Annotated in this window: 11 protein-coding genes; 6 read left to right on the top strand and 5 right to left on the bottom strand. The window is 50.9% G+C overall.

Annotated elements, in window-relative coordinates; all coding sequences use genetic code 11:
* A partial coding sequence (locus tag HOK28_01805; protein MBT6431795.1) for a hypothetical protein occupies window positions 1-687 on the bottom strand: 687 nt, incomplete at its 3' end.
* 166 nt (window positions 688-853) lie between these two features.
* Between HOK28_01805 and HOK28_01800 the strand changes: the two genes are divergently transcribed.
* From HOK28_01800 to HOK28_01790, 3 genes are read left to right on the top strand one after another with little or no spacing between them, the layout of a single operon-like run.
* The gene (locus HOK28_01800; protein MBT6431794.1) at window positions 854-3,052 is read left to right on the top strand and encodes an FHA domain-containing protein; all 2,199 of its coding nucleotides are present in this window, start codon (window positions 854-856) and stop codon (window positions 3,050-3,052) included.
* Between the two features lie 53 nt (window positions 3,053-3,105).
* Window positions 3,106-4,602: a glycosyltransferase gene (locus tag HOK28_01795; GenBank protein MBT6431793.1), complete on the top strand. Its 1,497-nt coding sequence runs from the start codon at window positions 3,106-3,108 to the stop codon at window positions 4,600-4,602.
* 17 nt (window positions 4,603-4,619) lie between these two features.
* Window positions 4,620-6,800, top strand: a complete 2,181-nt coding sequence (locus HOK28_01790) for a cache domain-containing protein (protein ID MBT6431792.1) — start codon at window positions 4,620-4,622, stop codon at window positions 6,798-6,800.
* A 47-nt stretch (window positions 6,801-6,847) separates the two neighbouring features.
* Here HOK28_01790 and HOK28_01785 read toward each other — a convergent pair whose 3' ends face one another.
* Window positions 6,848-7,324 carry a hypothetical protein gene (locus tag HOK28_01785; protein MBT6431791.1) on the bottom strand — a complete coding sequence of 159 codons (477 nt, stop codon included), beginning with the start codon at window positions 7,322-7,324 and terminating at the stop codon, window positions 6,848-6,850.
* A 124-nt stretch (window positions 7,325-7,448) separates the two neighbouring features.
* Here HOK28_01785 and HOK28_01780 point away from each other — a divergent pair, with 124 nt between their 5' ends.
* On the top strand, window positions 7,449-9,083 hold the full coding sequence (locus HOK28_01780; protein MBT6431790.1) for a serine/threonine protein kinase: 1,635 nt from the start codon (window positions 7,449-7,451) through the stop codon (window positions 9,081-9,083).
* A gap of 91 nt (window positions 9,084-9,174) precedes the next feature.
* Here HOK28_01780 and HOK28_01775 read toward each other — a convergent pair whose 3' ends face one another.
* From HOK28_01775 to def, 3 genes are all read right to left on the bottom strand, one after another.
* On the bottom strand, window positions 9,175-9,450 hold the full coding sequence (locus HOK28_01775) for an HU family DNA-binding protein (protein MBT6431789.1): 276 nt from the start codon (window positions 9,448-9,450) through the stop codon (window positions 9,175-9,177).
* A 310-nt stretch (window positions 9,451-9,760) separates the two neighbouring features.
* Entirely contained in the window at window positions 9,761-10,987 is a 1,227-nt protein-coding gene (locus HOK28_01770) for a molybdopterin molybdotransferase MoeA (GenBank protein MBT6431788.1), read from the bottom strand.
* A gap of 4 nt (window positions 10,988-10,991) precedes the next feature.
* Window positions 10,992-11,567 carry a peptide deformylase gene (gene def / locus HOK28_01765; GenBank protein MBT6431787.1) on the bottom strand — a complete coding sequence of 192 codons (576 nt, stop codon included), beginning with the start codon at window positions 11,565-11,567 and terminating at the stop codon, window positions 10,992-10,994.
* Window positions 11,568-11,608: 41 nt separating this feature from the next.
* On the opposite strand from def, the gene HOK28_01760 reads away from it, so the two are divergent.
* Entirely contained in the window at window positions 11,609-12,340 is a 732-nt protein-coding gene (locus HOK28_01760; protein MBT6431786.1) for a DNA mismatch repair protein MutH, read from the top strand.
* Between the two features lie 189 nt (window positions 12,341-12,529).
* Window positions 12,530-13,244: hypothetical protein (locus HOK28_01755; GenBank protein ID MBT6431785.1), on the top strand; the 715-nt coding region annotated here is incomplete at its 3' end.

The raw sequence follows: 13,244 nt of genomic DNA, 5'->3' as shown, positions 1-13,244 counted from the left end.
GGTGAGGAGCTTGTCTTCAAGAACACCGGTCTTATTTTTGGTCATGATGTCTACGCGGCGGTAACGCTCAACGCGGAAGCGTGTCTCTTTAACTTCTGCCTTCACTTTGGCAACGTACTTTTTATTTTCGGTGAGCTTGGTTTCTAGATAATCTTTTCGCTCTTCGAGTTTCTTAATATTATCAAGTTGCTCTTGGGTGAGCTCTTCGGCGGTAGGAACTGGCGCAGCTTTCACCTCTGGCTTTGCCGCAGCAACTTCAGCAACTGGAGCTTTTTGACCAGCTTCTTGGAATGCAGGCGTAGCGCCCATACCTTTTTTAAATTTTTCGAGTTCTGATTTGTGGCTGTTGCGAAGGGTTTTGACTTCTTCTTGAGCGGCATGTGTTTTCTTGCGCTGCGCACCCATGTCTTTTTTGAGCTGACCTACTTGGCTTGTTTTTTCGGCTAAGTCTTTTTCGAGTTTCTTTTCACGGCTGCTCAATGTTTTTACTGAATCTTTGCTCTGGCTTAGAGCGCCGCTGACTTCAGCGAGCTGCTCGTCGAGTTTTTTGGAGCGTGACAAAAGAGCAACCGTTGCGAGCGCAAATACAGCGGCAAGAATGCCAAGGCCCATGGCGCTTGGAGAGTTGGCGTTTTCTGCGGTTTGCGCAAGAACGCTTCCAGCGATAGATGAAACTAACGTGAACATGATAAAACCTTTAAGTTTTGGCCCGCTTCAATGCGGGGTTTTAGTTGGTTGACCCTTCTGCCCACACTTCTTTAGGGTGTCAAGCAGAGCAAAATTCGAGAATCTGGGGCCCAGAGGCTCTGCGAGTTCGTTGACCTTTGGTACCTTTTCAGGATGCAATGACCCTATGAGTGACAAGTCCACCTCTGATGAGCACCCGGCGGAAGAAAATGACGGCGAACATACCGTTATTGATTCGGAATGGGGCGATAAGTTTAAGGAGCTTGAAGAAAAATATGGTAAAGATGACAGTGAGATAGGCGATCCCAAGGGTGAGGCAGTCACCCAAGAAGTGCGCACCAAGCCCCTGCCCAACGTGTTCTTAACCGATGACTCGAATGCAAAGACCTCTTTAGACTACAAGGTAGATTCTGACGAAGCACCTACTTTGGACCCAGCGCAGGGGCCTTTTTTACCTCAAGAGCCATCTACGATGGCCGATCGTCCACTCTCCAAGAATACCCTAACTCCGGTTTCTCAGCCGAGCCAAACCAAGACCAACCTTGCCGCGCCTGATTTTGACGCTTCAACCTCGGATGATTTGGTGGGGCCGGGCTTTTCAGGGTCCCCCTCTGACTCTTTTTCCGACGCCGACCTGGGTGACGATTGGGGGGTAACCGGACATGCACAAACCGGGGCATGGGGCGTTGATGAAACCGCATTCTTACAAGTAGATCCAACCAGTGACACTCAGCAGGGCATCGACGATATCGAGCCGCCAGAGTCCCAAGCTGATCCATTCGCGCAGGTGATGGGCCGATTGGTCTGTACCGATCCAGGGCTTGAAGAGCAAAGTGTCGAACTGGTGCTTGGGGAGGCGTCTGTCGGCCGTTCGTCTGAATGCGATTTTACTTTAGATGAGCCATCGGTTTCGCGTTTACACGCTACCATCGTCGCGGAAGTTGACCGCGTTCGAGTTTTAGATGCAGGCTCCAACAATGGTACCTTTGTTAACGGTCGCAGAGTCGACGAGGTTGTTCTCAAGAGCCGCGATGAAATCTCGTTTGGTACAGTAAATACCCGTTTTCTTGCGGGCGAGGATGAGATGCTCGCCCAAACCGATGAGGCGAAGGTTGCCGCGCCGGCCGCGACCCCACCGGCTGACCGTATTTGGAAAACAATACAGAGTAACCCCTATGGGATACCTGTCGTTATCAGCGGTGTTCTAATTTTCGTAACGGCTTTGGTGGCTTTGGGACTGGTGGCCAGCCGCGACTCCGAAGAGGTGTCGGATGTGAAGCCCGATAAGGTCTTTCAGTACTTCTTAGATGGAGTGGAAGCCTTTAAGGCACGTAAGTGGGATCTTGCCGAAGAACAATTCAAAATATTGAAGGGTTTGGATTCATCCCATACCGAAACACTCGAGTACTTGGATGCGGTTGGTGAGGAAAGACGCGCTGAGAATAACATGGAGCTGGCCCGTACGGTTCGCAAGCAAGGTCATCTAAGGGCGGCGAAAGAGTACGCGCAGGGAGCTACCGGATCGATTTATCAGCAAGATGTTGCCAAAGAACTGATCGCGAGCATTGAACTGGAAGTCGATGCGAGGCTGGCTCGTGCCAGGGTTTCTTTAGAGGCTGGGCAGTTTGGGGAATCCACGAAGCTCTTAGAAGAACTCGACCAGCAGTATCCAGAAAGATCCGATGTTCGGGCCCTTCTGGCATTTGTCCGGGGCATAAAAGTAGAGCAAGGCGAGTCCCAGACAGCTCGGGGCCAATTGCCTTCTGCGGCAACCGCGCAGCTTGAACCTGCGCCGGAAGAGGACGTGGTGCCGACCGTTCATGGGCGTGCACAAGAGTTGTTTTTACAAGGAAAACTCGACGAGGCCCTGGAATTATTGGAGCAAGAGGGCACCGAGCTAGATGCTCATATGCTGGCAGCGCAGATTCACAAATTTCAGAGTTTACGGAAGGTGGCCCACGCTGAACATCGGGCAAAACGCTCAATATCCGCCCTCAAGGCATTGGATTCATTAATTTTTATCGAGAGACAGATTGTTTCTGAACCCTCTGTCTTTCGCCCAGATATTGATAAGAAAAGAGCCGATATGCACTACCTCGGCGGTGTTGAAGCCTTAGCGCATAAGAGGTTTGCTGTGGCAGCCCGCCGTTTTAAGCGGGCCTTGGGAGCGGTAGCGACCTATGAGAAAGCCACGCGCCAGCTTGCGAATATGGTGGATAGGGCCTCAGAGCTTGCCGGCCAAGCCCAGTCTGTTCAGGCGGAAAACCCCAGTAAAGCCCGTAAGATTTGGGGGGACGTGTTGGCTATGACGCCTGATGAACACCCACTGCATCGCCAAGCTGTCAGCGCCCTTAAAAAACAATAATTTTGCTAACGCATCGCGTTGCCTACTCAAATTTTCCATGATAGCGGCCGGTCATGACTGAATCGGCGATGTATCTTATGGGAGCTTACTCGGCTCTGCTATTCCTGCTTTCTATTTTTGCGCTCCAACGGCTTCTGCTGGCGGTGAGCGCATGGCGTTGGATGCGGAATTTACCTCCAGCGAAGCTTCTGGAGAATCCAGACCAGCGGGTTTTGGTTCAGGTTCCACTCTATAACGAACCTGAGGTTGCCGAGCGCGTGATCAAAGCGGTTTGTGAGCTGGATTATCCGCGGGACTTGTTAAGCATCCAGATTCTTGATGACTCGAATGATGAAACTGTTGGTATCGTCGCCCGAGCGGTAGCTCGGTTTCAGGCCCGCGGAATCAATGTTGAACAGGTTCAGCGACCCACACGAGAAGGCTTCAAAGCAGGGGCTTTGGCCTATGGTATGACTTTGGATGATGCTCCGCTGATCGCGATTTTCGACGCTGACTTTATTCCGCAGGCATCATTTCTACGGCATTTGGTCGGTGATTTTAAAAACGAGAAAGTTGGTGCGGTCCAGGCACGATGGGGCCATTTGAACCGTGACGACTCGATATTGACCCGCGCCCAAGGCTTTTTATTGGACGGGCATTTCTTGAATGAACATGCGGGACGCTTTGCCCGAGGCTGTTTCTTTAACTTCAACGGGACTGCCGGTATTTGGCGAAGAGCTTGTATCGAAGATGCGGGCGGGTGGTCTGGGCGAACAATTACTGAAGATTTAGACTTGTCTTACCGTGCGCAGCTCAAGTCTTGGCGTTTGGTCTTTAGGCCCAATGTTGTAGTACCGGCTGAATTACCCGACCACGGTCAGGCATTTAAGGTTCAGCAGCATCGCTGGGCGAAGGGTTCGATCGAAACGGCCCGGCTGCTTTTGGGCCCAATTTGGAAAACACCCGGATTAAGATTCTTGGAGCGTTTAGAGGCAAGTTTCCATCTATTGGGCAATTTTGCCTACCCATTGGTGATCGTTTTGGGGCTTTTGATGCCTTGGGTTATGGTTGTGCGGTTTTCCTCCGAGCCCGGAGTGATGCACTTGGTTGATAGCCTGCTCTTTTTATCGAGTACGGGGCTATTTATCGTGACTTATTGGGGTGCTGGCCGCCGTGCGGGGCTCAGCTTGGGCTCGATGCTTTGGGTGCCTTCAGCTCTTGCGATGGGCGTCGGACTGGCTTTCAACAACACGCGAGCCCTAATTGAAGCGCTTTCTGGCCATCGGACGGCCTTTATTCGCACCCCAAAGCAGGGGGCCGCAACTCAAATGAGCCTGGGAAGGCTGTCGAGCGTATCTTTTGGGCAATCGGTCCTCGAAATTATTTTTGGACTCTACTTGCTTACCGGCCTTTGGCCCGCCATTGAGTATGGGAGATACCTAGCTTTACCTTTAATTGCTCTATTTGGTGGGGGATTTTTGATCTTGGGGCTAGGCTCGCTATACACTGGTCTAAGACCTGTAACCGTGCGCCTGGAATCAGATAAGCTGGAGGGCGCTCGTTTATCCTAAGAGGATTTAACCGAGCTATGTTAAAGCATCGTCTCTTTTCTGTGGTGGTGAGCACACTGGCATTCTTGCTCTTGGCAGGAGTCATTGCCCAGGGATTAGCGGTTTTTGAGACCCGAATTACCGATACCCATGATGCCAGTTTACAATTGGCCCGCGACTCAATCGAAGCTTCCATTGAAGACTCTGCCCGCGAAGCAGAGGGACTCGCCAACCATTTCTCAGATGATGTGGACATGGCGGAGGCCTTTGTTGAATTTGAGCGCGTGACTCAAAAAGGCCAAGGAGCCCGCAATAAAGGAAAGCTCGACGACGCTCGTGCTCAAATTGATGAGTTTATTATTAGCTTCCGCAATGATTACTCAACTGTTAGCGGCGTCTCGTTGATGAATTTCGACGGAATGATCCAAGTTGCTCAGTCCAATTATTACTCGATTACCCAACGTATTAATTTCGAAGAGAATCCGTTTATCAAAGAAGCGATGAAGGGTGAAGCAAGCTTCGCGCTGGTCAGCGCCGATGGTGTTCTGCGGTTTGTTGGGGCGGCACCTGTTTGGGATGCTGATTCTGACGATCCAGTGGCCATTGCATTGGTGGAGCACGTGATTCGTAAAATGCCGGTTTTACCGCAAGGCATGGTCGTTGTGGTTGCTGAAGGTAAGAAGGCAAGTATTGGCAAGCTTCCATCCGGCGTGACATTGCCGACCAGTTCGAACTCACGTTTACCGGTTCGCGTCGGTTCAGGAGACGCCAGCTCCGTCGTGGTTGGCCCCGTCAACAAGTTGCCCATTGATCCGCTTTTTGTGAATAGAGATGCCATCGGTGTGATGGCCGTTAGCTTTGTCTTACCTGGTCAGACTGGTTTAACGGGCTGGGTGTTTTCTGACTCCAGCTTAATTTTCGGTCAACTTGGCGGAGCCCAGATAACACTCATTGGTATCGCTGGGATTCTTTGGCTCTTGCACATCGTCATGTTCTTGTTTGGCGGCGGCGAACTTAAACAGGGTATCGAAGAACTCTCTGATTATATTGCGAGTTCTTTACAGGGAGTGCCCGTTGCCAAACGTCCTGATCCCGATAGCATGCCAGCAGAGCTAGACCGCCTTACTGTTTTAGTCGGTCGTCTCGCGGACCGTCCTTCATCTGCGGCACAAGAGACATCCGTTGATCGAGCGCCCGATTTCACATCTTTGCTCATCGGTGGTGACAACCCATCGGCACCTGACTTTGCAAGCTTAGAGCTCGAAGGTCTCCTCGAGAATCGCACTGTGCAGCTGGACAACCTGGCTTTTGCACCCATGGAGATTCAAGGCCAGGCGCAGCGGGCAACCATTCCAGTGGTCAATGTGGTTGGTGCGACGCCTTCACGTGCACCGGCTACGCCAGAAGTTCCAGATGGTTCAATCACCCGGCCGTTTATCGAGCAGGAAGCGCAAACGGTTGTTGCACCGAAGGCGCCACCGCACCCACCGGCGGCAGCTGTAGAAGTGCCGGGCCCGTTGGCACTTGATGGTCTTTCGTCTTCTCCAGCATACGACACCATTTCGGGCTTCTTAGCACAGGTTCCCGAGGTACCGAATGCGAACTCAGTTGACGATGACCCATTTGTCTCCTCTCCAGACGATTGGAGTGACGTCACTTTGGAACCACTTCCTGATTTTGAGAATCAAGAAGAGGCGACCATTGTGGACCAACAAGACACAAGCATCGATGAACAGATTCAACACCTTACGGCGGCCAAAGATGGTGGTGCAACGAGTGTGATGCGGGTGAGTCCAGAGTTGATGGAGAAGATGCGCGCGCGGGATCCAGAGCTTGCAAATGAGCCAGTTGATCAAACTATGCAAATGCAGGTGATAGAGCCTGAGCCCCTTGATAGTTCGTCAGATCTTAAAGTTCAGTCGCTTAACGCTCTCATGACCGGCACAGCTACTAAGCCAGCGCCGGTGCCGCCTCCGTCTATGCAAGATGGTCCAGTGAAGCCGCTTTCAGACGAAGAGCGTTCGCGCTTGGTCTTCGATAACTTTGTGGCGATGCGAAAGAAATGCGGCGAGGATGAAAATGTCTCTTTTAATAAGTTTAAAGGGCGTTTGGATAAAAGCCGACAAATGGTGATTGAAAAGCACCAATGCAAAGATGTCTCTTTCCGAGTCTATGAGAAGAATGGTCGTGCAGCGCTTAAGGCGACACCGATTCATTGAGTTTCGTCTAATTCCCAAAATTTAGAGAACACTCACGTGGGGTGATGCTAAGGGTCGGGGCTCTGCTCGCTGGATTGCGTCTCTTCGGTTTGGGCCTGTGATGACTTTGCATTTTCTTTGATGACGACTCCGGCAAATGTCCAAACAACGCCTATGGCCATCGTGAAGATTGCAATGGAGGCAATGCGCCCAAACGTCTTGTAACCGTAGTAGATCGCCAGCCGGCGTAGGAAAACCAAGGCCAAGAGGAAAATCCCCGCGCCTGCCATCGTATCCGGAGTAATGCCCGGGGGAAGCTTACTGGCGTATTCGCTGCCGTTATCGAGTACTTGTGTTTCAGAGGCGTTGTAGTCTTCTCGAGACGGTTGAGCTTGTCGAAGCAGCTCAGCCTCCTCCTTGCTGACCAGCACGGCCTGAGCGCGATCCTGGAGGCTCGGAGGGACTTTGTCGAGAGAGTCTACAACATTGTTAATACCTTGGTGATTCTCGTAAACCCAAAATGTAGTGGCTGTAGGCTGCGGCATGTGCTTGGGGTCCCTCTCTTATTGCTCAGACTTTGTACCTGGATTTCGTCTCTTCGGCCAGCTTACTGGCAACACTGGCCAGAGGCGGCTACACTCATAACAGATTGCTAAACAAGAGATGGGTATGGAGCAATTTCCACAACGCTTTGGTAAATACATCCTTTTGGACCGGATTGCTTCAGGCGGTATGGCAGAGGTTTTTCGAGCGAAAGTCATGGGAGCCGAAAATTTCCATCGTCTGGTCGCGATAAAATGTATTTTACCTCACCTCGTTGAAGACGATGAATTTTGCAGGATGTTTGTGGATGAGGCCAAACTGGCTTCCAACTTAAGTCACGCTAATATCAGTCAGATTTATGAACTGGGTAATCATGGCGGCCGGCTCTACATCGTCATGGAATTAATCGCCGGCTTTAATTTACGTGAACTCACAAAGCGGGTTCGTAAACTTAACCTCCGATTGCCAGACTCTTTGGTCGCTTACATTATCTCAAAAGCAGCTGAAGGTTTAGATTATGCCCATGAGATGAAAAATTTAGATGGGTCAGCTATCAATCTTGTCCACCGCGATGTTAGCCCACAAAATATCTTACTCAGTTTTGATGGGGCCGTGAAGCTCGTTGATTTTGGTATCGCGAAGGCTGAGCAGCGGCTTACTGAGACACAGTCAGGGGTTTTAAAGGGTAAGTTCTCTTATATGGCCCCGGAGCAGGTTAGAGGTCACGGTGTTGATAAGCGGTCGGATATCTTTGCTCTGGGTTGTGTGCTCTGGGAACTGCTCGCTGGTAAAAAGGCATTTCAAGGTGAGACAGATCTTGAGATCTTGGAAAAGGTGCGCAATCCAAAATTAAGACCCATTCATCAGGTCGACTCACAAATTTCGGAAGTGTTTTCTCCGATAGTTGAAAAGGCGATGGCAACGAATCCAGCCGAACGTTACCAACGTGCCCATGAGCTTGCAGAAGCACTGCAACCGCTCATGATCGACCAAAAGGTGATTGTAGGCTCCCGGGTGGCAGCTGAGTTTATGCAGCATCTTTACCAGGAAGAGATTGAAAACCTAAAAAGTCGATACCAAGTATACAGCGCCTTGCAGCCAGAAGATTGCGATCTACCGGAGCCGTCTGTCGGTGGGAATGACCATACTAAAGTATTTGCATCTTTCTTCGAAGAAGCGGGTCAAGAGGCAGCACTTCGCAAACCATTTCAAGTTGGCGATGCTTCTAGAAAAAGCGCTCTGCCTCCTTTGCATCAATCCATGAAATCGGCGAAGCCGGTGGTTCGCCAAACCACTGGCTCGAGTCAGATAAAAATTGAGCCAACAGATTCCGGGAGTATCTCACTTGCTGACATTCCGTCGGTGGGTGGAGGACCAACGGTATTGCTGCGCGTTTTGATTGCGGCGATTGTCGTTCTAACGCTTAGTATTGCGGTCATTCACAATTATACCGAGCTCAAGACTTGGATTCAGGAATCAGAACTGATGCGCGAGGCCAGTCCTCGTGGAGGGGATACTGCTGAACTACTGGGTTACGTAGAAATTCATGCCGGAGAGGCCGAGCAGGTTGAGGTATACATCAACGGGGACTTAGGTGGCTTAGCTCCCTTAAAGGCCTATGCTGTACCACTGGGAACAGTAAGTCTACGCCTTGTCGAAAAGACGCCTTCGGGCCCGGGCCGAGTTGAGGAGGTCGATGTCTTGGTGAGTGACCGGCATACGCAAGACTCGCCGCTGCGCCTGACCATACCGTTAGACTAAATTCTTAAAATGAGACTTTGTTGAAAGCAAAAAAAAAGCCGACCCTAAGGCCGGCTTTTCCCATGTTGCATAATGCAACAAGCGATATCGCTTATAGACGCTCTTTGAGTGCCTTAGCTGGACGGAAGCCAACGCTCTTAGATGCTTTGATCTTGATGACTTCACCAGTCTGTGGGTTACGACCTTTACGTGCTTTGCGAGTACGTACTACGAATGTACCGAAACCTGGGTATGTGAAACGCTTTTCCTTCTTAATAGCTACTGCCATTGTGTCGAAGAGGTTGTCTACGAGTTCGCCAACAGCCTTTTTGGTCATGTCTGCGTCAGTTTTACCGTGAAGTTTCTCGATCAGTTCAGCTTTAGTCATTTCTTTCTCCCTGAAAGTCGGACCCCCCTGGCCCGGTAGGTAGTGATTGCCCGATGTGGCGCAATCATTTGTTGGACGATTTTTATGCGTGGCAGGAACGTTGGGTCAATAAGCATAAGCAGTGCTAGAAGTCTCTGAGAGCCCCATTACTTGCGGGTTTGCGGAACTTGTGAGAAATTGAAATTCCAAAAGCTCTTAACTTTCCATGACTTACAACACAAAGCATGTATTGTATGGCAACAGATGGCATACGTTCTTTTTGATGTTTTTTTTTACGATGATGTGTTTTTTTGAAGACTTAAGTATCTATTCAGCCCTGAAAATAGCGGTCTAGCGCAATAACGGACACATTTTCGCCTGCTTGAATCGTACCTTCTCCAATCGGTATTTTGATCAGAGCATTGATATCGAGCATTGAACTGAGTTGCCCAGATCCCTGCAGGGAAAGGGCTTCTACTAGGTATTGGCTCTTATGTTCAACGAGGCGAGCTCTTAAGAATTGCTCGCGGCTGCCGTTTTTTAGAGCGGGACTTTGTAGTTTGGCGCTCACGATCAAGGGCCGTTTGGTTGAGCGGCCCGCCATGGTGAGAAGAGCGGGCCTGGCAAAGAGTTCAAAGCATACGAAGGCGCTTGCTGGGTTACCCGGAAGACCAATGATGGGCGTTCTGTCAATGGAGCCGAAAGCAAGGGGCTTGCCTGGCTTAATCGCCACTTTCCAAAACTCGATGTCTCCTTCTTGCTCAATGGCTGAGAGAACATAGTCAAAGTCTCCCACGGACGCACCCCCAATTGTCAAAATGAGATCCGTGTGCGCTGAAGCTTTGAGAAGAGCCTTGGCCAAGGCGTCTTGGTCGTCCGGTACAATGGGGAAGAGCGTGGGCTCCATGCCCAGAGCTTTGCACATACTTTGGATCATGATGCCATTTGAATTCGCGATCTGCCCAGGCCCGGGTTGGGTACCGGCTTCAACCAGTTCGTCGCCCGTTGGGATGATGCCAACTCTGGGCCGCCTCACAACTTTTGCGTGCGTATGCCCTTGTGCAACAAACATTGCGATGTCGCCTGGGCCGAGAATATGACGCTTGGGTAAAAGCAATTGTCCCGATTTGACATCCTCGCCTGCGTAACGAACATGGTCGCCAGGCTTTGCCACTTTATGAATCCCGACACTCTTTTCATTTGCGCGGGTATTTTCTTGAATAACCACAGCATCGGCATCGGCGGGCATCGGAGCTCCCGTGAAGATACGCATTGCGGAGTGTGCTGAAAGTGTTTGTTCTGCGGGGTGTCCGGCAGCAACCATACCTTGAATCGGTAGGACGCAGGCACAGGTCTCAGTGGCGCCGATGGTGTCTGCGGCGCGCACGGCGTAGCCATCCATTGCAGAGTTATCAAATGGCGGCAGTGTTTGAGTCGCTTTAAGGGCGCAAGAAAGAGACATGCCCACGACATCTGCGAGGGGTAGCGATGCTTCTTGAAGAGGTGCGATGCTATCCGTGATACGCGCGACCGCTTCTGCGAGTGGAATCAATGCCATCTGTTTAGCTCCCGTATTTTTCAACAACTGCTTCTGCTTCTTTAACGAAGTCTTCTCGGTAGTGGCGTTCGAATTCCTGCCAAGTACATAATGACGTTGAATCAAAAATATGATCCAAAAAGACCTTGCCGTGTAGGTGGTCCACTTCATGTTGATAAGTGCCTGCGGTAATACCTCGAACAATTTTTTGATGAAGGGTGCCTTCGCGGTCGATGTAGTCCATCTGAATCTCGGCCTTACGCCTCACTCGGCCGCGGATATTGGGAACACTTAAGCAGCCTTCGAAATTTTCAAACTGCTCATCTGATAAGACCGTAATAATTGGATTGATCAGAACCTCCAGCGGGATACGAGGTTTGTATGGGTAGCGAGGGTTATTCTCCACCTCGAGGACACAAATTTGAATGGGATTGTATACCTGATTGGCGGCGAGACCTGCTCCATTGGCATCGCGCATGGTTTCGATCATATCGTCTATGAAGTTCTGAATACCGGGACTCTTAATTTCATCAGTTGTCAGAGCTCGAGCAGTTTGCCGTAGGATTGGGTGGCCGATTTGTGCAATTTTTAGTAAAGACATATTCACTCCTCTGAGGATGATATCATAATGAGTTTCATAGCATGAAGTCACGTTTGATACCGGATGGGTCTGGCCGAGATGGCAGGCGCCAGCCCGAGCCAGGCAATCAAGAGGAACTCCTTCTCCGTGCTCAAGCTTTGGAGGGCTTCTCGGTTCAAGATTTAGCCCACCAGCTTGGTTTCAAAGTACCTGAGAACAATGTGCGTTCTAAGGGCTTCGTTGGCCAATTGGTGGAACGAGCCCTGGGGGCCGACCCGAAGGCTGGGGAATTGCCTGATTTTCCTGGCTTAGGAGTCGAACTTAAGACGATTCCTGTACGTGAGGATGGTAGGCCATCGGAATCCACATTCGTCTGCTCTATTCGTATGGAAAGTGCAGATCGTGATGAGTGGGAGACATCAAGACTCTACAAAAGGCTCAAAAAGGTGCTTTTTTTACCGGTTGAGTCCTCGAAAATGGCCCCTCTTGCCGAGCGCCGATTCGGCCCAGCCGCCTTGTGGCAACCCACTGCAAGCGAGTGGCAGATCCTTCATGATGATTGGGAAGATTTAATGGGCGCCATTGGAAGCGGGCGCGGCGGAAATTTGAGTGCCCGGGAGGGTGTGGCTTTACAAGTTCGGCCGAAAGCTTCGGATGCCTCGGTGAGAACCATGGCGCCGGGTGCCGGAGGGCTTCAAATGTCTTTGCCGCTTGGGTTTTATATGCGGGCGCATATTACCCAAAATATCTTAACTTCTGGCCATATTGTTGAGGATTTAGGACGAAAAGGTTGATTTGACGACGTTCTGCTCAGCACTACTAGTGCTTATTTCCCGCTCACCAGATAGAAGACACTTGTTTTATAAGGCGGATTGACCGAATTTCCCTTCAGCGGGCTTGGGTGCAAACTCTCTATCTTAACTCGCTCTGGTCCCAGTCCCTAGGTACGCTGTCGTATCGATATGTTGTAAGAAAGAGAATCAATGGTGTTTTTCTCAAAAAATCGATGGCGTTCCGACTTGCAGATGCGCGCATTGCGCAGCGAACTTGCACTGGTTACTCAATTAAATAGCCAGGGCATGCAAGATTCCGCGCCGGAGCTACAGGCGCCTTTGGGTCGACTTTCTAAGCGAACAACACGAAGTTTTGATGATCTTGGGGAGCTTTTAGCCTTTCGAGCGGATTGTGAAGCTTTTTGGGGAGAGCCAGTTACGGGTCTTGATCTGGGTCGACTCCGGCACGGTGATCTTTTTGCTGTGCATAAAGCCGTAGCGATGGCCAGACTGGGTCGCACCCCCGCCGATGTGACCGAGGGCTATTGTACAGCAAGCGGCTCGGTTGATGGCGTACGCTTGTTCCCGCGAGAAATATTTTGGCAACGCTTCAAGCCCATAGGTCAAGCCAATGGGCGTTTTGTTGTGGTCTCACCGCGTTTCGGCGAAACAGGCCGTGATTATTACGATGCTATTCAAGCCATGAACCATGAGGGCTACGACGTAGTCGTGATGGATCATCAATGGGCTGGGCAAAGTGAAGGTAAGGCTGCAGAAATCGACCGTGGCTACGGTGTCGCCCGAGATGTTGCGGCCATTGCAGCTTGGGCAGCAACGGTGCAGGCACGTGAGTACGGCGATGTTTCCGGTGCAGCAGTTATCCTTGCAGGTAAGGCCCTGGGCGCAAGCGCAGGAGTACTCGGTG

It is taken from the genome of Deltaproteobacteria bacterium (genome assembly GCA_018668695.1).
GTDB lineage: Bacteria > Myxococcota > XYA12-FULL-58-9 > XYA12-FULL-58-9 > JABJBS01 > JABJBS01.
This window is presented reverse-complemented; position numbering and strand designations above follow the sequence as displayed.

Coding starts and splice junctions, on each gene's coding strand:
- HOK28_01785 (MBT6431791.1), bottom strand. CDS start 7,324: ATGCCGCAGCCTACAGCCACTACATTTTGGGTTTACGAGAATCACCAA.
- HOK28_01795 (MBT6431793.1), top strand. CDS start 3,106: ATGACTGAATCGGCGATGTATCTTATGGGAGCTTACTCGGCTCTGCTA.
- HOK28_01800 (MBT6431794.1), top strand. CDS start 854: ATGAGTGACAAGTCCACCTCTGATGAGCACCCGGCGGAAGAAAATGAC.
- HOK28_01780 (MBT6431790.1), top strand. CDS start 7,449: ATGGAGCAATTTCCACAACGCTTTGGTAAATACATCCTTTTGGACCGG.
- HOK28_01770 (MBT6431788.1), bottom strand. CDS start 10,987: ATGGCATTGATTCCACTCGCAGAAGCGGTCGCGCGTATCACGGATAGC.
- HOK28_01760 (MBT6431786.1), top strand. CDS start 11,609: ATGAAGTCACGTTTGATACCGGATGGGTCTGGCCGAGATGGCAGGCGC.
- HOK28_01775 (MBT6431789.1), bottom strand. CDS start 9,450: ATGACTAAAGCTGAACTGATCGAGAAACTTCACGGTAAAACTGACGCA.
- HOK28_01790 (MBT6431792.1), top strand. CDS start 4,620: ATGTTAAAGCATCGTCTCTTTTCTGTGGTGGTGAGCACACTGGCATTC.
- def (MBT6431787.1), bottom strand. CDS start 11,567: ATGTCTTTACTAAAAATTGCACAAATCGGCCACCCAATCCTACGGCAA.